Origin of the sequence: Hymenobacter miniatus, assembly GCF_016427455.1 — a bacterium.
GTDB lineage: Bacteria > Bacteroidota > Bacteroidia > Cytophagales > Hymenobacteraceae > Hymenobacter > Hymenobacter armeniacus.
In genome coordinates this window covers 127,670-146,565 of sequence record NZ_JAELXR010000010.1, presented here as the reverse complement: position 1 = coordinate 146,565, position 18,896 = coordinate 127,670, and the positions used below count along the sequence as shown (strand labels likewise).

The window sequence follows — 18,896 nt, the reverse complement described above, 5'->3', positions numbered from 1 at the left end:
GCAAGGCTGATTCAGGCCTTGAAATCACCCGGATACCGGGAATGCGGGTGCAGGAGGGCGATTGGGCCGACGACGCCCAAATGCAACCATTTCCGTAACTTGCGGGCTCTTTTAGCGAAACCGCAAAGATGACCGGCAAGGCCGAAATTGATACTCAAAATATTCCTGCCCACGTGGCCGTCATTATGGACGGCAACGGACGCTGGGCCAAGCAACGGGGCGGCATGCGCGTGTTCGGGCACCAAAGCGCCATCACGGCTGTTCGCGAAACCGTGGAGGAAGCAGCGCAATTAGGCGTGCGCTACCTCACGCTGTACGCTTTCTCTACCGAAAACTGGAACCGTCCGGCGCTGGAGGTAATGGCCCTGATGCAGCTGCTGGTGCACACCATTCGACAGGAAACGGCCACGCTGCTCAAAAACAGCATCCGCCTCGAGGCTATTGGCGACATCAGTACGCTTCCCAAGAACTGCCAGCGCGAGCTAGCCGAGGCCATGGAACTGACCAAAGGCGGCACCCGCATGACCTTGGTGCTAGCGCTGAGCTATAGTGGCCGTTGGGACCTGACCCAGGCCGCGCGGCGCTTGGCGGCCGATGTGGCCAGCGGCCAGGTGAAGCCTGCGGACGTTAGCGAAGCCACCGTGGCCGGGTACCTGGCCACCGCGGGCATACCCGACCCCGAGTTGCTTATTCGGACCAGCGGCGAGCAACGCATTAGCAATTTTCTGCTGTGGCAGTTGGCTTATACGGAGTTGTATATCACGGATTTGCTGTGGCCGGACTTCCGGAAAGAGCATTTCCAGGAGGCCATTCGGGCCTACCAGGGCCGGGAACGGCGCTTTGGCAAAACAAGCGAGCAAGTCGCTGTCTCTTAATTTCTAGTAATGTTTCTTGTGCGTAATTTAGTTGTCAAGTTGGTCCTGGCCCTGGTGGTGTTGGGTGGGGTGATGAGCAGTCCGGTGCGGGCGCAACAGGCGGGCGGCAGCGCGGCCGATGAGCCCAAGCGGTACGAATTAGGGGGCATTACCGTGAGCGGCGCGCGCTACCTCGACCCCAATACCCTTATTAGCCTCACCGGCCTTCGTGTGGGCGACCCCATTTCGGTGCCGGGCGAAGAAATTGGTAAATCCATCCGCAAGCTGTGGGCCCAGGGTATTCTGGGCGACGTGAGCGTGACCATTGCCCGCATCGAGGGCAGCAAGATATTCCTGGACTACAACCTGAAGGAACGGCCCCGCTTGTCAAAATTCACCTTCACGGGCATCCGGAAAGGACAGACCGAGGACCTGACCAAAAAAATTACGCTGATTCGCGGAAAGGTGGTGACCGACGCCCTGCTGAACAACACGCGGACGCAGGTGCGGAAGTTTTTCGTGAACAAGGGCTACCTCGACGCCAAGGTGAACGTGGTGCAGGTAGCTGACTCGTCGCTGGCCAACAGCGTGGCCCTGCGTATTGACGTGGACAAGGGCTCAAAAGTGCGTATCCATGACATTGCGTTCGAGGGCAACAAGGCCTTTTCGGACCGTAAGCTGAAAGGCAAGCTGAAAAAGACAAAGGAGCGGAAGCCGTATAAAATCCTCACTGCGGGCAAGTTTCAGCGCGCCGAGTACGAGGAAGACAAAAAGAAGCTGCTGGAATTTTACAACGCTGAGGGCTACCGCGACGCCGCTATCGTGAGCGACACGCTGGTGCGCGACGAAAAAGGCTTGGCGCTGACCATCAAAGTGGACGAGGGTCCGAAATACTATTTCCGCCACATTACCTGGAGCGGCAACTACCTCTACGACGACAAGACGCTGGCTAACGTGCTGGGCATCAAATCGGGTAGCCCCTACAGCAAGGAAACGCTGGACAAGCGCCTGAATTACAACCCGACCGGTCAGGACATCTCTTCGCTGTACCTCAACGACGGTTATCTGTTTTTCACCATCGACCCGGTGGAAACGAAGGTGGAGGGCGACTCCATCGACATTGAGATGCGCTTGAGCGAAGGCGTACAGGCGCACATCAAAGACATCAACATTTCGGGCAACACCAAAACCAGCGACCACGTGCTGCGCCGCACCCTGCGCACGCTGCCCGGCGACAAGTTTAACCGCGAACTGCTGATTCGCTCGCAGCGGGAAATTGCCACGCTGGGCTATTTCGACCCGGAAAAAATCGGCATCAACCCCATCCCGAACCAGGCCGATGGCACCGTGGACATCAACTACACGGTGGTGGAGAAACCTTCTGACCAGGTAACGCTGTCGGGCGGCTGGGGCGGCTACGCCGGCTTCATTGGCACGGTGGGCCTCGTGTTCAACAACTTCTCGCTGCGCAAAGCCGGCACGTTGCGCAACTGGACCCCGGTGCCGGCCGGCGATGGCCAGCGCTTGGCCCTGAACGTGCAGGCCAACGGCGTGCAATACCAGGCGTATTCGCTGTCCTTCACCGAGCCGTGGCTGGGCGGACGCCGCCCGAATTCATTCTCGTTCAGCCTCAACCACAGCGTGCAGCGTACGGGCGCGGCCTTGGATGCTTCGAGCGACCAGTTCATCAAGGTGAACAGCGCCAGCGTGGGCCTGGGCCGGCAGCTGCGCGTGCCGGATGACTACTTCACGCTCAGCAATTCGCTGTCCTACAGCCAGTATCAGACGCAGAATTATCCGGTAATTCCCGGGGCGGCTACCGGTACGTTCAACAACATTACCCTAAACACCACGCTGGCTCGCAACAGCATCGACAATCCGACTTATACCCGCCGGGGCTCGTCGCTGAGCCTGAGCCTGAGCCTGACTCCCCCGTATTCGCTGCTGAACAACGACCACACCAGCAACGAGTGGATTGAGTTCCATAAGTGGATGTTCGACGCCTCATGGTTCACGCCCATCGTGGGCAAGCTGGTGCTAAATACGCGGGCGCACTTTGGCTACCTCAGCACCTACAATTCCAATCGTCCGGTTGGGCCCTTTGAGCGCTTCAAAATGGGCGGTGCCGGCCTGGGCTACAACGGCGGCGGCAACTTCCTAGTGGGCACCGACTACGTAGGCCTGCGCGGCTACGACGACCCAGGCGCCACTTATGCCATCCCAACGGCCCAAAACTCGCAAGCGGGCGGCATTGCTTTCAACAAATACGTGGTGGAAATGCGCTACCCCGTCAGCCTCAACCCGGCCGCCACCGTGTACGTGCTGGCGTTTGCCGAAGCCGGCAACGCGTTCGATTCTTACAAAAACTACAATCCCTACAAGCTGTACCGCTCGGCCGGGGTAGGCGCCCGCATCTTCATGTCGGCGTTCGGCTTGCTGGGCTTCGACTTCGGCCACGGCTTCGACAGCGTGATTCCGAGCCTGCCCGACAACACGAAGCAAGACCCCAACCACTTCCACTTCATCATCGGTCAGCAAATTCGATAGCAGGGCACTAGCGGGCCTCATTTCACGTTTCCTCCAGTATGAAGAACTTCGGTGGCCCGCTGCTGGCCTTATGGTTGCTACTTGTTGCGCCGAGTGCTTGGGCGCAGAAATTTGGTTGGATAGATTCGGAGTTCATCATGAACAAGATGCCCGAATACGCCAAAGCCCAGGTGGAGTTGAACGCGCTTTCGGATACGTGGCAGAAGGAACTCGAAGCCCAGAAAAAGGACCTCGACAAGCTTTACCGTAATTACCAGGCCGAAGAAGTGGTGCTCACCGAGCCCATGAAGAAGAAGCGCCAAGACGAGATTCTGAAAAAAGAACAAGACATCAAAGCCTACCAGAACAAACAGTTCGGCTACGAAGGTCAGATTTTCAAGAAGCGCCAGGAGTTGAACAAGCCGGTGCAGGATAAGATTTTTGAAGCCTGCGAGAAGGTGGCGAAGAAAAAGTCCCTGGCCGTGCTGTTCGATAAATCGGGCGACCTGACGATGCTCTATACCAATCCGGCACACGACTACACGGAGTTTGTGCTGGAGGAATTGGGCCTCGGTGCTGAGGACCGGAACCAACCTGGCCCGAAAGGTGCTGTGAAGACCGTGGCGCCGCCCAAAACCCCCGTTGACCCCAACTTTGAGTCCGATTCGGGCACGCCCGAACCGGCAGCGCCCACCAAAGCCGCGCCCAAAACCACCCGGCCCGTGAAGAAGGGCTCGAAGTAATTACCTTTGTTCCAACATTTTTCTGACCCTTTTTCTTTTGATGAACCTCGTGAAAATTTTTCGTCTGACGCTCGCCGCCGCTCTGCTGACCGCCGGAACCCTGGCCGCCACTTCCGCGCAGGCCCAGGCCCCCCTCAAGATTGGGTACACCGACGTGCAATATGTACTGTCGCAGATGCCCGAGAGCAAGCAAATTGAATCGCAGCTGAAGACGTACAACGACCAGCTGGCTGCTCAGCTCAAAAGCAAAACCACTGAGTTCGAAACCAAGGTGAAAGACTACCAGCAGAAGTCTGGTACGATGACCGACATCGTGAAGGCTGATACGGAGAAGAGCCTGCAAAACCTGCAGCAGTCCATCCAGGAGTTCCAGCAGAGCGCCCAGCAGTCGCTGCAGCAGAAGCAGCAGACCCTGCTAAAGCCCGCCCTCGACAAGCTGCAGAAGAACATTGACGACGTGGCCAACGAAAACGGCTTCACCTACGTGTTTAACTCGGATGGTGGCGGCAGCCCGCTGCTGTTGCACGCTCCCAAAGAAGGCGACATATCGGACCTCGTGCTGAAGAAGATGGGCATTACGCCTGGTGCTGCTACGCCCGCTCCGGTAATCAAAACGCCGGCTCCTGCTACGTCGCCCGCGCCGGCGCCCGCTGGCAAAACGAAGACCAAGACCAAGAAATAAGCAGCGCCCGCTGCCCCAATTGCGAAAAGCCGGAGCAAGTGCTCCGGCTTTTTTCGTGTACCGAACCGCTCATGATACCCAACGACCTAGCAAACGATGAACTCGACGCCGACGGCGCCGAGGGCGATGAACTCTACGAACACCACCGCATCGTAGTGGACCGCGGCCAGGAGCTGCTGCGCATCGACAAGTTTCTGCACAACCGCCTGCGCAATACTTCGCGCAACAAAGTGCAGGAAGCCATTCGCGCCTCGGCCGTGGAGGTGAACGGTACCCCCGTTAAGCCCAACTACCGGGTGAAGCCGAATGACACCATTACGGTGACGCTGCCCGAACCGCCACGCGATGACCGGGTGGTACCCGAGGAAATGCCCTTGGATATTCGCTACGAAGACGCCGAATTGCTAATCGTGAACAAGCCGGCGGGCCTGGTGGTGCACCCGGCCTACGGGCACTGGCAGGGCACGCTGGTCAACGGACTGGCCTTTCACTTGGCTAACCTGCCTACTGGTCGCAACGGCGAAATCCGGCCCGGGCTGGTGCACCGCATCGACAAGGATACTTCGGGCCTGCTGGTCATCGGCAAAACGGAGTTTGCGATGACGCACCTGTCCAACCAATTTTTTCACCACACCATTCAGCGCAGTTATTTGGCGCTGGTGTGGGGCACGCCGCCTGGGCCTACCGGAACCATCCGCGGGCATATTGGGCGCAGTGTGCGCGACCGCAAGGTACAAGCCGTGTATCCGAACGGCGAGCAGGGCAAGCCAGCCGTAACGCATTACGAAGTTCTGGAAAGTTTTGGCCCTGTCACGCTGCTGCGCTGCGTGCTCGAAACCGGCCGCACCCACCAGATTCGGGCCCACATGCAATACCTCGGCCACCCGCTTTTTTCGGACGCCACCTACGGCGGCGACCGCATTCGCGTGGGCCAGAACACCGGGGCCTACCGCGACTTTGTCGAAGGTGCTTTTCAGCTTATGCCCCGGCAGGCCCTGCACGCCCGGTCGCTCGGCTTTGTCCATCCCACGTCGGGCGAGCAACTGTTTTTCGAAGCCGAGCTTCCCAATGACTTTGCGGGCGTGCTGGAAAAGTGGCGGGCCTGGGCTGCGGCCTAGTCGTGTTATGACAATAAAAAAAGCCCCGACGCAGCTGCGTCGGGGCTTTTGGGCTAACGGCTTATATAGCCATTATTTCTTCTTGGCAGCAGCTTTAGGAGCCGCTTTGGCGGGAGCCTTGGGCTTGGCCTTCAGCACGTCGATGTTGTTCTTCGCACCTTCGTTGCTGGGGTCCAAGGCCAGTACCTGCTCGAAGTTCGTCAGGGCCGCAGCCTTGTCGCCCTTCGTGTAGTTGTACACGCCCAGGTAGCCATAAGCAGCCACCAGACCTTCTTTGAACTTGCTGGCGTCGGCGCCTTCGGCCTTCGACAGTTCAATGTACTTGTCGTAGTACGGCTTGGCCAGGCCCTGCTTGCCGTCGGCGTCGCGGGCGGCATTCACCTTGGCGCGGGCCAACACTGCCGGAGCGTAGGTAGGCTTGGCCGTGTTGATGATGCCGTACACGCTGTCAGCCTGGGCATATTGCTTGTTGTTGCCGTAAGCCACGGCCAAACGGAACTGGTCGGTCAGGTCGCCGCCGTTTTTCAGCTTGTCACGGTACACACCAATAGCACTCTTGTAGTCCTTCTTGGTCATGTAAGCCGTTGCCAAGTCATTCTGGAGCTCAGCCTTTTTGGCGGGGTCCGTGGTGGTGGTAATGGCTTTGTTGATGGTGGCAATGCCTTCATCAGGACGACCAGCCCGGGCCTGAATGCGGCCCAGGTACGAGTAGTCTTCCGGAATGATTTTCTCGGCGGGAGCCAGCTTCATGTACGTGTCCATGGCTGCCAAGGCACCGTTGAAATCGCCGGTTTCGTACAGCAGATAGGCCTTGAGGCGGTTCATGGTCAGGTTCTTGGGGTCAGCCACCAGTACCTTATTTACTTCCGCTAATGCCTCGGGGTACTTTTTGGTGAGGTACAGGAACGAAGCATTTTGCGCATCCGTGGCCGGCGTGCGCTCTGCCAGCTCCAGGTACTTCTTGAACGTGCTGGCGGCCAGGTCGTACTGACCGGCGTAGTAGTACATATCGGCTAGCTCGCGGTAGGCGGGAGCGTAGCTGGGGTCCAGTTCGGTTGCTTTGGTCAGCGCCGTGCGGGCTTCGTTGAAGTTGCGCGAACGCACGTTCAACGCACCCTTCTTATAGTAAGCCTGCGCGTAGCTGGGGTTGGCCGCAATGGCGCGGTCGAAGCTGGTCATGGCTTCGCCACCACCTTGGTCAGAATGCAGATAAATGTCGCCACGGGCCACCATCAGGGCCGGGTCGTCTTTCTTGAAAGCCGTTTGGGCGGCCGTCAGGTACGTTTGCGACTTGCCGGCTTCTTTGATGTCGGCTTCGCCGTACGCCTGGGCAATCATGGTCAGGACTTTGGTGTCCTTGTTTTTGGTGGCTTTGGCGGCAGCGTCAAACTGCTGCTCGGCCGGACCAAGCTGGCCCTTGGCGAGCAACGCGCGGCCGGCGGCTACCTGGCCGAAAGGCGAAGAGCCCGAAGCACGGTTGAAGTAGAACGCGGCCGAATCCGGCATGTCGCGCATTTGGTACAAACGGCCCAGTTCAAAGTTCGACTCGGGCGAAGAACCCGCACGCAACATGGCGCGGGCTTCGTTGTAGCGGCCCAATTCGATGGCGCGCTGGGCTTTCTGAATGTCTTGGGCAGTGGCTGCCGTAGTACCTGCCGCTACGAGGAGGGCGGCGAGCAGCGGCTGTTTCCAGGGCTTGAAAGTCATAGGATGAAGAAAAAATGAAAAAGCGTAAGTGAAAAGGGGGTACGCGCGAAGCGCGCTTACAGTTTAGGCGTGGTCACGATGCGAGCCTGCATCTGAGCGGGAAGTAAGCCCGACTTTTGAAATATCAGCTGTCCGTTCTTGCCTGCCACGAAGGATGCAAACCCCGTGCCCAACCCTGCGCGCGCCTCCCGGCTGATGATGTAAAGGTTGCGCCGCAGCGGGTAATTCTGCAACTCCGGGTGCTCGGCGAGTTGTTCCGGCGTCTTTTCTGCCAGGTAAACCTGGTAAGGTTGAATGTAGTCGTCGGCGGTTGGGTTGGGGCGCGCCGTGATGCTGGCTACGCGCACTTTGTTGGCAAACTTCATGGCCGCCGGGTCGTCGCGGTCCGAAATCCAGTTCACGCCCACCACGCCGATGGCGTTGGGGTGCGTGGCCACGTAATCGAGTAGGGCCAGGTTGGAAGTCGCCGCAAACACGCGCTTGGTGAGGGGCGCGCCGTGCGTCACGGAGTCGCGCACGAACCGGGCCGTGCTGCTGCGGTTGGCGTCAAACACCACGTTAATGGCATCAAGGCCCTTCTTGCCGCTCACTTGGTTCCAGGTGCTGGTCTTGCCCGTGAAAATATCGCTCAGCTGCGCCACCGTCAGCAGCGAGTCAGGATTGGCACGGTTCAGCACGATGGCCAGGCCGTCGATGCCGATGCGGGTCAGCCGTGGGCTGATTTTCTGCTTTTCGAAGTCCGCCTTTTCTTCGGCGTTCAACTCCCGCGACACCACGGCCAGCTTAATCTGGTCGTTGATGAGGTCGAGCATCACCTTCTCTTCCGGCTGAAAGCTCATCTTGACGTGGGCGTTCGGGTAGAGCTTGGCAAAGGTGTCAATCTGCGCCTGCAGAATGGGGGCAAACGTCTCGTCCACGCCCACAGCCACCGTGCCGGTAGTGGGCGTGTCCTGAGCGCCCGGCGTGCCGGGGCCGTTGCAGGAAATCACGGTAGCGGCTCCTGCCAGTATGGCCAGGGCCCCGCTGGTCAGCAGGTGCGCGCGCTTATTCATTGTCATCGGAGAAGGGTTTTTTGCGGAAATAGGTTTGGTAGCCGCGGAAAAACCGCAGCAGGCCATACAGAACGAAAACCGAGCCCAGCACCCGGCGGGCCGTGGGGCCCAGCGTGATGACGCCGCCGCCCGTCGCCGTGTCGGCCGTCCACCACAGCCACACGCCCAGCCCCAGGTACACCAGGGCCATGGCGAGCACAAAGTAACGCACCAGTCGCTGGGGCGACTTGCCGAGGCGTTCCTCGGTAGTGGGAAGGTTGAGCATAAAGTGATAAATGCAGGAATGGAGATGTATAAACCCGCAAAAGGCCCGTAAAGGTTCGGCCAAATCGCAAAGCCACACGGCAACCAGCCCACAAAAAAGCCGAAAATTAGCCGCTTTTCATAGCTACGGCCAATTTTCGGTTTTTGCCTTGCTGAGATTACTCGACGGTGTACGGTACCGGTTTGCTACTCAAACTGAAAAGTTATGGGCAGAGTAAAGCGCACCGGCACGGCGTGGTTGTTCTGCAGGCCCGGCGTCCAGTCCGGCATTTCGCGCACCACGCGGGAAGCGGCTTCCTCGGTGCCGTAGCCCAAGCCTTTCAGCACCGTCACTTCGCCAATGCTGCCATCGGTCTGCACCACAAACGAAACGTACACTTTGCCCGATACTTGCGCGGCCATCGCGGCGGCCGGGTAGCGCAGGTGCTTTTGCAGGTAGCGCATCAGGGCGGCGCGGCCGCCCACAAAATCGGGCATCACTTCAGGGGCCAGCACCGGAGCCATCGGCGCCGCGGCCGCCGGTGCTGCCGAATCTCCTACCGGTGTGGTCGCGGGGCCACTGCCACCGCTTGCGCCGGTCGGGTTTTCGGCGCCGTCTTTAGCCGGCCCTGTCGGGCCTACGTCCTGCGGAAGTGTCGATTCCACGGTGGGTTTTACTTCCGCATCGGGGGCTACGTGGGTCTGAATCACGTCGTGCGGCGTCACCTTCACCTCCGGCGCCGCGGCGGCCGGTGGGGGCGGTGTCACCTTCTCAAACTCGTAGATGTTGGGTTGGTTCTGCGGCAGCTCGGGCAGTACCGGCGGTGCTTCCACTACTGCCGGCCACAGCAGGTTCACGGCGAAGGGCAGTAAAAACAGCAGCGTGCAAGCCGTGACGGCAATGAGCAGCGCCGAGCCAAGGTGCCGCTGATACGAGCGGCGCAGCTGAAAGGCGCCATAGGCTTTGTTCCGCCCCTCGAACACGATATCGTCGAGGGAGCCGGTGAGGAGGATGGGCGTGGACATGGCAGCAATGGGTTGAGGTGATACAATCGAACCCAAGCCACGCGGGCGGGGGCCCTCCGCCACTGGCTTGCCTTTCCACAACGACTTACTCATTGCTAATAGTATGCAAGCCGACAACATTTTTAATTGCCTTACCGCATCGCCGTCAACGAAAAACCCCGGACTTAGCCGTAAGGCTCAATCCGGGGTTTCAAGTGCGGCGGGCCAAAGGCCAGCCGCGGCAATTACTGAATCTTGAAGGTAATCGGCACCGTGAACGATACACTCACTGCGCGGCCGTTCTGCTTGCCGGGGATGAACTTGGGCAGGGTTTTCACTGCCCGAATCGTCTCCTCGTCCAATCCCGAACCCAGGCCCTTCACCACTTTCACGTCCGAAACGTCGCCTTGGGCATTTACCGTGAAGCTCACGAAAATGCGGCCTTCAACTTGGTTACGGAGTGCCAGGGGCGGGTACTTGGTGGCTTTCTGGATGGCTGCTACGATGGCGGCGTTGCCGCCGCCGCCGGGCAGCTGGGGCATCTGCTCCACGTAGGTGTAGACTTTATTTTCTACTACCTCCTCTACCACTTTGTCGCCCTCGCCGCTTGCGAGTTCGCTCAGGTCCGGGGCATCGGTGTTGCCTTTTACGGTCACGGTAGCCACCGTTTTGTCCTTCAGCTCTTCCTGGTCCGGCACCTCTTCCTTCTTCACTTCCTCATCCTTTTTCACCACCGGAGGGGTGAATTTGATGGTGGTGAGCTTGGGCGGCGGGGGCGGCGGAGCCTCGGGCGGCGGGGGAGGGGGTGGCGGCTTGGTTTCGTCCAGCGGGGGCGCGTCCATCAGCACGTTTTCCTGCAGATTCTTCTTGGGCTCTTTCGGCATCCGGTCTTTCAGATACTGCGAAATGAGCGGAAAAGCAATCAGCAACAGGAAAACTGCCGTGGCAATAATCAGCGCCCGGGTCACGTGCCGCTGATACAAGCGACGGAGCACATAGGCTCCGTATGCCTTGTTCCGGCCCTCAAAAACGATGTCGTTTAAGCTGGCCTTGGCAATTTGCGCGTTGTCCATCATAGCGCTGATTCTTTAATGAGGTCCGTGTCTTCTTTGGGGATTTTCACCAAAGCGTACTTCTTCTGGTTCGTGATGTTCATCTCGTCCAGAATGTCCACCATGTTTTTGTACTTGGCGTCTTCGGTGGCCTTGATGAGGATGATGGGCTCCGGGCGCTGGCGCTGACGCTCCAGCAGCACTTGCCGGATGCCGTTGGCCGAGAAGTTCGTCACTTTCAGCTCGGGCTTGGGTACCGTTTTATCGGCCGGGGTATTGAGGCCGAAGTAGTAGTACGCCTTGTTGTCTTTGCCGAGGAGGATGGTCATGGCCTGTGAAGCCTTGATTTTGGTGTCCTCCACGTCGTCGGTTTTCTTCACCGGCATCGTGAGCTGCATCACGTTGGGTTTGGCGAAGGTGGTAGTCAGCATGAAGAAGGTGAGCAGGAGGAAGGCCAAGTCCACCATCGGCGTCATGTCGATTTTGGTCGACATCTTCTTCGCCCGCTTCTTTCCACCTTTGCCACCGGAGTCGCCTTTCGGTTGGATTTCTGCCATGGTATTTGATTAAGTTAATGAAGAGGAGCACAGAGGCAGGCCAAGATTATTTGGCTGCAACCGGCTTGTTCTCCATATCCGTGATGAGGTTGAAGCGGTTGATGTCCTTCTCCTGAAGCACCTTGATAATCTTCTGCACCGTGGGCACGTCCGCGTCGCCATCGCCTTTGATGGCAATGTAAGTCGGCTTGTGGAAGATAGCCTGGTTGGCGCGACGCGACTCCAGCACCCAGTCAACCAGTTGGTTGTTGAGCGAGTCGAGGGGCACACCGGGCTGCTGCTTGTTCACCGTCTTGCGCGACTCCTTGTCCATATTGAGGTAGGAGCCAAGCTGGCTGATGGGCAGGCCAAAGTTGGGCAGGTCGCCAAACTCCTTGGCCTGAGCAGCCGTGAACTGCACGCCATACTTGGCGCCAACCCGCTGCAGGGCCTGGATTTTGGTTTGCTTGGCGTCGACGCCAAAAAACACGCGCTTGTTCTTGTCGACGGTCAGCGTAATCACGTTGTTCTCGGGCAACTTAATCTCCGAGATGGAAGACGGGGTGTCCACCACCACAGATTCCTCGGGGGCAAACTTGGTGGTGAGCATGAAGAACGTCACCAGCAAGAAGGCCAGGTCCACCATCGGCGTCATGTCGAGCGACGGCGAGGTACGGTGCGGTTTTACTTTAGGCATTGCGAGGTGGGGTTAAAAGGGGGCTACTCGTTCCGAAGAACGAATAGCCCCGCGTTTTAGTGCATCAGCAACGTGCTGAAAACGGAATTAAACCGTTTGGGCAGGCTGCGTATTGCCGTGCTGGGCGGCAAACGTCTGGATGATGCTGAAACCGGCCTCGTCGATGCTGTAGGTCAGCTCGTCAATTTTGCTGGTGAAGTAGTTGTAAGCCACGATGGCCAGGGCCGAGGTACCGATACCCAGAGCCGTGTTAATCAGAGCTTCCGAGATACCGTTGGCCAGTGCCACGGCGTCGGGGGTGCCGGCCTGCGCCAGAGCGGCGAAGGCGCGAATCATGCCGAATACCGTGCCGAGCAGACCTACCAGCGTGGCGATAGAAGCCAGCGTGGAGATGATAACGAGGTTCTTTTCCAGCATGGGTAGCTCCAGAGCGGTGCTTTCTTCGATTTCCTTCTGGATGGCAAGAATTTTCTGGTCGGTGGCCATGGAGCGGTCACGGCCCATTTCGTTGTATTTCAACAGGCCGGCTTTCACCACGTTAGCTACCGAGCCTTTCTGCTGGTCGCAGGCGGCGAGGGCGCCGTTGATGTCGTTGGTGTTCAGCTTCTGACGCACAGTGCGCACGAAAGCTTCGATGCTCTTCGAGCCTTTGGCTTTGCTGATGGTGAGCGCGCGCTCAATCGAGAAGGTGATTACGCAAAGCAGCATGGTCATCAGAATCGGCACGATGAAGCCGCCTTTGTATACCACGCCGAGGTAGTCACCGGCATTGGGGTTGTTTTCGTTGTTATTGCCTTGGAAGTGGCTGGGGTCGCCGAGGACGAATTTATAGACGACAACGCTGACGATGAAGGCTAGGATAATGACCAGGACGGAGAACAGCGAGGCTCCACCGCTGCTTTGGGCTTCGGCTTTGGCGGCCGTAGCGGCGGGCCGGGGGCTCGTATTCATGGCATTTTTCTGTTCCATTGTTCCGGAGTGTTTGGGGGTTATTGTGTGAAGTAGTTGAATTGAGTGGGTAAAGAAAAAGCAAAAATTGGTGAGAAGCGCAGCTAGCGGCCGGGAACCTTGATAATCCCGCAATGAAGGTAGACTAGAATAGCACTTACCAAAGTTTGAACTGCCCCAGTGCCGGCTTAGCTGGGCAAACCTAACCAAAAAGAGCGGCCCTACCAAAGAAAACTTGGCTGCGGCCAATTGAAATGAAACGGAAGTGCGGTAGAAATGGGACAACGCTAATTCGCGCCCTTGGGTTGGGTTGCCTGCTGTTTGGCCTGCTCCCAGTACACGTCCATTTCGGCCAACGACAGGTCGGCCAGGCGCTGGCCATGGGCCTCCGCAGCCTTTTCCAGATACTGAAACCGACTGATAAACTTGCGGTTTGTGCGTTCGAGGGCTTCTTCGGGGTTGATGCCGGCAAAGCGGGCAAAATTGACCAGCGAAAAGAGCAAATCGCCAAACTCATCGGCGGCTCGCTCGGCCTGCATTTTGGCGGGGTTGCCGTGGCCGTACTCTTCGCCAAATTCTCCTAATTCTTCTTGCACTTTCTGCCACACCTGCTCGGGCTTCTCCCAATCGAAGCCCGCGCCGCGGGCTTTTTCCTGAATGCGCATGGCCTTTACCAGGGCCGGCAGGGAGGTGGGCACGCCGCCGAGCACGCCGGTGGTGTTGCCTTTTTCCTTCAGCTTAAGCTGCTCCCAGTTGCGCTTCACGGCGTCTTCGTCGTCGGCCTGCACGTCGCCGTAGATGTGCGGGTGGCGGTAAATGAGCTTTTCACACTGGGCGTTGAGGACGTCGGCGATGTCGAAAGCGCCCTTTTCGGCGGCAATGCGGGCGTAGAACGTCAGGTGCAGCATCACGTCGCCCAGCTCTTTTTTCAGGTCGGGCAGGTCGTCGCGCAAAATGGCGTCGCTGATTTCGTAGGTTTCCTCGATGGTGAGGTGGCGCAGGCTTTGCAGGGTTTGTTTTTTGTCCCAAGGACACTCGGTGCGCAGGCGGTCGAGGACGTCGAGCAGGCGGCCAAAAGCTTCTAGCTGAGCCGGCCGGCGGGCGCTGGCGAGCAGGTCGCCAGGGGCGGGGGCAGTATTTTCCATTGTTCCAAAGATAAACCGGGCGTCGCCAACCGGTCGTTCATGCCTAATTTTGGTCTTTCAAAAAATCTACTGCGTGACTCTCATAAAATCAATATCCGGCATTCGCGGCACCATCGGGGGCCCGGTTGGGCAAGGCCTGACCCCCCTCGACGTGGTAAAGTATGCCGCCGCCTACGGCACGTGGGTAAAAACCCAGGCCACTGATAGCAAGCTCATCGTCATTGGCCGCGACGCCCGCCTCTCCGGCGACATGGTGAGCCGCCTCGTGGCCGCGACCCTGCAGGGCCTTGGCCTCGACGTGTGCGACCTCGGCCTGAGCACCACGCCCACCGTAGAGATGGCCGTGCCCGCCAAGAGCGCGGCCGGGGGCATCATCCTCACGGCCTCGCACAACCCCAAGCAGTGGAACGCTCTGAAGCTGCTCAACGCCAAAGGTGAATTCATTTCCGACACCGACGGGCAGCAGGTGCTGGCCCTGGCCGAAAGCGAAGGCTTCGACTTCGCGCCCGTGACCAAGCTGGGCCAGTACACCACCGACAATACCTTCCTCAAAAAGCACATCAAGGCCATTCTGGCCCTGCCGCTGGTGGACGTGGAAGCCATCAAGGCCCGCAACTTCCGGGTGGTGGTGGATGCCGTGAACTCCTCGGGCGGCTTTGCCGTGCCGCAGCTGCTGGAAGCGCTGGGCGTGACCACCATTGAGAAGCTGCACTGCGAGCCTACCGGCGACTTTGCCCACAACCCCGAACCCCTGCCCGAGCACCTGCGCGACATTGCCAAGGTGCTGGAAAAAGGCGGTTTCGACCTCGGCATCGTGGTAGACCCCGACGTGGACCGCCTGGCCCTGGTGAGCGAAAACGGCGAGATGTTTGGCGAAGAGTACACGCTGGTGGCCGTGGCCGACTACGTGCTGAAGTCCTTGGGCGGCGGCAACACCGTGAGCAACCTGAGCAGCACCCGCGCCCTGCGCGACGTGACCGAAAAAGCCGGTTGCAGCTACGCCGCCGCCGCGGTGGGCGAGGTGAACGTGGTGACCAAGATGAAGGAAACCAACGCCGTGATTGGCGGCGAGGGCAACGGCGGCATCATTTACCCTGAGCTGCACTACGGCCGCGACGCCTTGGTGGGCATTGCCTTGTTTCTGACGCACCTGGCCAAGTCGGGTCTTACGGTGAGCCGCCTGCGCAACACCTACCCCGGCTACTTCATCTCGAAGAACAAAATTGAGCTTACGCCGGAAATTGACACGGACAACGTGCTGGTGCAGATGCAGAAGCGCTACGCCAAGCAGCCGGTGAACACCATCGACGGCGTGAAGATTGAGTTCGACAAGGAATGGGTGCACTTGCGCAAGTCCAACACCGAGCCCATTATTCGCATCTACGCCGAGTCGGAAACCAACGCCACGGCCGACTACCTGGCCCAGAAAATCATTGGCGATATCAAGGAGATTATTGCCGTGAAGGCATAAGGCTGAGCGCTGGGCGGTTGCTTTCGGCTAAAAGTCCGAGGTTTGTGCATTGACAACCGGGTTGGCCGGGCGCACCCACGCCCGGTCAACCCGTCTTTCTTCACCCCATGACCCCAACCACCCCGTCCGCCCCCGCCTTCGTTTACTTCGACAACGCCGCCACCACGCCCCTCGACCCGGAGGTGCTGGAGGCCATGTTGCCTTTCCTGCGCAACCACTACGGCAACCCGAGCAGCCTGCACGGGCCCGGCCGGCAGGTGCGCGCGGCCATCGAAAACGCCCGCAAGACGGTGGCCCATTTGCTGAACGCGGCCCCGTCGGAAATCATTTTCACCAGCGGCGGCACCGAGGCCGACAACTACGCGGCCTTTGGCAGCATTCGCACGCTGGGCCTGAAGCACGCCATTACTTCCAAATTGGAACACCACGCCGTGCTGCACCCGCTGCAGGCGCTGGCCAAGCTGGGCGAAATTGAGCTGCACTACGTGAAGCACGACGCCCAGGGCGCGCTGGATTTGGGCCACCTAGAAGAACTGCTGGCGGGGCAGTCGCGCACTTTTGTGAGCCTGATGCACGCCAACAACGAAATTGGCAACCTCAATGACATTGAGGCCATTGGCGAAATTTGTGCGCGCTACGACGCCGTGTTCCACACCGATACGGTGCAGACCATGGGCCACTACCGGCACGACGTGCAGCAGCTGAAAAACCACTTCTTGGTGGGTTCGGCGCACAAATTTCACGGGCCGAAAGGCGTGGGGTTCATTTATACCCGCAGCGGCCTGCAGGTGAGCCCGCTCATTCACGGGGGCTCGCAGGAGCGCAACGTGCGCTCGGGCACCGAAAACGTGTACGGCATCGTGGGCTTGGCCAAGGCCTTGGAAATTGCGGTGCGCGACCTGGCCGACCACCAGGCCCACGTGCAGGGCTTGAAAACCCGTTTCATCGAAAAGCTGCGGGCCGAGATTGACGACGTGCAGTTCAATGGCCTCTCGGAGCACGCCGATAAGAGCCTTTACACGGTGCTGAGCGTGAGTTTGCCGCCGTCGGCCATCAACGAGATGCTGTTGTTCAACCTTGACATCAACAAAGTGGCGGCCTCGGGCGGCTCGGCCTGTACCAGCGGCGCCCAGGCGGGCTCTCACGTGCTGGAAGCGCTGGGCTGCGACCCCGACCGGGCCACGGTGCGCTTCTCGATGAGCAAGATGAACACCGCGGCCGAAGTAGACTACGCCGTGGAGGCGCTGGCCAAGCTCTACCGGCCGGTAGCGGTGTAGAAAATAATAAATCAGCGAAGGCAGCACGATTGGGGGCTTGCCTAGAACGAAGTGGGCCTGAGGTCGGCGTCAGGTAGTTGCATGCCGCGCTGAGCGGAGGTTATCGAAAGGTAGGAGTGGGCTGGTCTTGGTAGGGAAGGGCGTGTTCAATCGAACGCCAACGGGGGTTTGGGCGTAGGCAGGATTGATTGTTACACCTTTCTATTCCAAGCACAACCACTAATGCAACCGACTAACGCCTCCTCCGAAGCTACCCCGACGGCCACGCCCGCTACCGACAATGCCAGCGCGACCCCTAACGGCAACGCCGCCGAAGCCCTGCTGACCAAAGCCCAGCAGTGGCTCAAAGACAGCAATGCCAAGGAACTGCTGAACAAGGTGCCGGCCTCGCTGAAAAACGTGGGCAACACCGCCACTACTGGTTTCAACAAGCTGAGTACTACCCAGAAAGTGGTAGGCGGCGCCTTGTTAGTAGCTGGGGCCACTTACCTGGCCCGCCGCGGCAGCAGCGCCAAGCGCGCCCAAGCCGCTACCATCAACGAGTTGCTGTACTTTGTGAATGACCGCATTGAGGGCTACCGCCGTGCCGCCGACGAAAGCCAGGACACCCAACATCGCAGCTACTACCTGCAGCTAGTGAGCCAAAGCCAGCAATTTGCCAACCAGCTGAATGCCTACCTCGACCAGGAGGGCGCCGGCCGCCAGAACAGCACCACCCTGAAAGGCAAGCTCTACCGCGCCTTCATGGATGCCAAGGCCGCCGTGACCGGCCGCGACGAAAGCTCCATCATCGGCTCGAACATCTACGGCGAGGAATGGGCCCTGAAGGCCTACGAAGAAGCCCTCAACGACGGCACCCTCACCGGCCCCATGCGTCGGGCCGTGGAACACCAGTATGCGCAGTCGAAGAAAACCTACGGCGAGCTGAAGCGCATGGACGCTACCACGCGGTAGGTGCGGAAGACGACAACGTTGAAATCCGGCCGTGCACCCGCGCGGCCGGATTTTTTGTGGCTAAAGGTGGAATTTGCGAGGTGGCCTGGACGTCCTGTGGGTTGATAAAAACCGCCCGGGTACATTAGCGTACAGGAAGATGGTTTTTTAGCTTTTTACTTCAGCATGGCTGATATCAACATTCAACGCAAGAAAGCGTCGCCCAGCCCCTGGATTCTGGTGCTGCTGGCGGTGGCTGCCGTGGCGGTAGCCGCTTACTTTTTCCTCCGGCCCGACCCCGCCGACGAGCCCGCCCCGCCTGCCAATACCGGCGTAGCGGGCGCTGCGACCGATACAACAGCCTCGGCAACTGCCGACACTGCCGCGCCGGCCCCCGCCGATACCGCAGCCGGGCACACGTTCCGCCAGTCGCACAACCCCGCCGGGCCCGGTGGCACTACCACCGCCGAAGAAGCCAGCACCGAAACCGCGGCCTCGCTGGCCGCCCAGGCTGCCACCGACCCGGCCGCGCCCGGCTACGCCCGCAACGGCCTGCAAAAGCTCACCGGCGTGCTTGTGTCGCTCACCGACCGCGACGACCTGCGCGACCCCACCATCACGGAGCAGCGCGACAATCTGACCAGCGCCACCGACCGCCTGGGCGACCCCAAGGTCAGCCTCCGGCCGGGCTTTGTGGCGGCGGCTTCCCTCATCAGGGCCATGCAGCAGAAAGCCTACCCTGAGCTGGAAAGCCAGGCCGCCGAGCTGACGCGGCTGGCGGACCAGCTGTCGGGCCGCAGTGCCACGGCCGCCGACCAGCAGCAAACCCAGCAGTTCCTGACCAAAGCGGCCGATATCGTGCGCGCCCTGAGCGAACCCACCCAACACACCCTGAATTAACGAATCA

18 protein-coding genes are annotated in these 18,896 nt (G+C 59.5%); 9 read left to right on the top strand and 9 right to left on the bottom strand.

All coding sequences use genetic code 11. The annotated features are described in order from the left end of the window. Positions 1-128 precede the first annotated feature (128 nt). The 5 genes from uppS to JAO73_RS16295 all read left to right on the top strand — a co-directional run bounded on the left by uppS (position 129) and on the right by JAO73_RS16295 (position 5,923). Positions 129-875, top strand: coding sequence for an undecaprenyl pyrophosphate synthase (gene uppS / locus JAO73_RS16315; RefSeq protein WP_198978207.1), 747 nt, complete (start codon positions 129-131; stop codon positions 873-875). Positions 876-884: 9 nt separating this feature from the next. Beyond that, positions 885-3,401: an outer membrane protein assembly factor BamA gene (bamA, locus tag JAO73_RS16310; protein WP_198978206.1), complete on the top strand. Its 2,517-nt coding sequence runs from the start codon at positions 885-887 to the stop codon at positions 3,399-3,401. Between the two features lie 38 nt (positions 3,402-3,439). Next, entirely contained in the window at positions 3,440-4,123 is a 684-nt protein-coding gene (locus JAO73_RS16305; protein ID WP_198978205.1) for an OmpH/Skp family outer membrane protein, read from the top strand. 40 nt (positions 4,124-4,163) lie between these two features. Continuing rightward, positions 4,164-4,805, top strand: coding sequence for an OmpH/Skp family outer membrane protein (locus tag JAO73_RS16300; protein ID WP_198978204.1), 642 nt, complete (start codon positions 4,164-4,166; stop codon positions 4,803-4,805). 71 nt (positions 4,806-4,876) lie between these two features. After that, positions 4,877-5,923, top strand: a complete 1,047-nt coding sequence (locus JAO73_RS16295; RefSeq protein ID WP_198978203.1) for an RluA family pseudouridine synthase — start codon at positions 4,877-4,879, stop codon at positions 5,921-5,923. A gap of 72 nt (positions 5,924-5,995) precedes the next feature. Here the strand turns inward: JAO73_RS16295 and JAO73_RS16290 are convergent, their stop codons facing one another. From JAO73_RS16290 to mazG, 9 genes are all read right to left on the bottom strand, one after another. Further along, entirely contained in the window at positions 5,996-7,630 is a 1,635-nt protein-coding gene (locus JAO73_RS16290; RefSeq protein WP_198978202.1) for a tetratricopeptide repeat protein, read from the bottom strand. Between the two features lie 56 nt (positions 7,631-7,686). Continuing rightward, positions 7,687-8,682 carry a PstS family phosphate ABC transporter substrate-binding protein gene (locus JAO73_RS16285; RefSeq protein ID WP_198978201.1) on the bottom strand — a complete coding sequence of 332 codons (996 nt, stop codon included), beginning with the start codon at positions 8,680-8,682 and terminating at the stop codon, positions 7,687-7,689. Then, a complete protein-coding gene (locus tag JAO73_RS16280) occupies positions 8,675-8,947 on the bottom strand; it encodes a hypothetical protein (RefSeq protein ID WP_198978200.1) in 273 nt (90 codons plus the stop codon). The genes JAO73_RS16285 and JAO73_RS16280 overlap by 8 nt, the downstream gene beginning before the upstream one ends. 185 nt (positions 8,948-9,132) lie before the next feature. Then, on the bottom strand, positions 9,133-9,951 hold the full coding sequence (locus JAO73_RS16275) for an energy transducer TonB (protein WP_198978199.1): 819 nt from the start codon (positions 9,949-9,951) through the stop codon (positions 9,133-9,135). Positions 9,952-10,175: 224 nt separating this feature from the next. Next, complete coding sequence (locus JAO73_RS16270; RefSeq protein WP_198978293.1) at positions 10,176-11,003, bottom strand: energy transducer TonB; 828 nt, start codon at positions 11,001-11,003, stop codon at positions 10,176-10,178. Further along, a complete protein-coding gene (locus tag JAO73_RS16265; RefSeq protein ID WP_190928260.1) occupies positions 11,003-11,539 on the bottom strand; it encodes an ExbD/TolR family protein in 537 nt (178 codons plus the stop codon). The genes JAO73_RS16270 and JAO73_RS16265 overlap by 1 nt, the downstream gene beginning before the upstream one ends. Before the next feature lie 46 nt (positions 11,540-11,585). Next, positions 11,586-12,215: an ExbD/TolR family protein gene (locus JAO73_RS16260; protein WP_190928262.1), complete on the bottom strand. Its 630-nt coding sequence runs from the start codon at positions 12,213-12,215 to the stop codon at positions 11,586-11,588. An 87-nt stretch (positions 12,216-12,302) separates the two neighbouring features. Then, a complete protein-coding gene (locus JAO73_RS16255; protein ID WP_190928495.1) occupies positions 12,303-13,166 on the bottom strand; it encodes a MotA/TolQ/ExbB proton channel family protein in 864 nt (287 codons plus the stop codon). 284 nt (positions 13,167-13,450) lie between these two features. Further along, complete coding sequence (mazG, locus tag JAO73_RS16250; protein WP_198978198.1) at positions 13,451-14,308, bottom strand: nucleoside triphosphate pyrophosphohydrolase; 858 nt, start codon at positions 14,306-14,308, stop codon at positions 13,451-13,453. Positions 14,309-14,381: 73 nt separating this feature from the next. Here mazG and glmM point away from each other — a divergent pair, with 73 nt between their 5' ends. The 4 genes from glmM (at position 14,382) to JAO73_RS16230 (ending at position 18,889) form a co-directional block, all read left to right on the top strand. Then, the gene (glmM, locus tag JAO73_RS16245; RefSeq protein ID WP_198978197.1) at positions 14,382-15,779 is read left to right on the top strand and encodes a phosphoglucosamine mutase; all 1,398 of its coding nucleotides are present in this window, start codon (positions 14,382-14,384) and stop codon (positions 15,777-15,779) included. A gap of 107 nt (positions 15,780-15,886) precedes the next feature. Continuing rightward, entirely contained in the window at positions 15,887-17,056 is a 1,170-nt protein-coding gene (locus tag JAO73_RS16240; protein ID WP_198978196.1) for a cysteine desulfurase family protein, read from the top strand. Positions 17,057-17,278: 222 nt separating this feature from the next. Further along, positions 17,279-18,010 carry a PA2169 family four-helix-bundle protein gene (locus tag JAO73_RS16235; RefSeq protein ID WP_198978195.1) on the top strand — a complete coding sequence of 244 codons (732 nt, stop codon included), beginning with the start codon at positions 17,279-17,281 and terminating at the stop codon, positions 18,008-18,010. Positions 18,011-18,175: 165 nt separating this feature from the next. Beyond that, complete coding sequence (locus tag JAO73_RS16230) at positions 18,176-18,889, top strand: hypothetical protein (RefSeq protein ID WP_198978194.1); 714 nt, start codon at positions 18,176-18,178, stop codon at positions 18,887-18,889. Positions 18,890-18,896 lie beyond the last annotated feature (7 nt).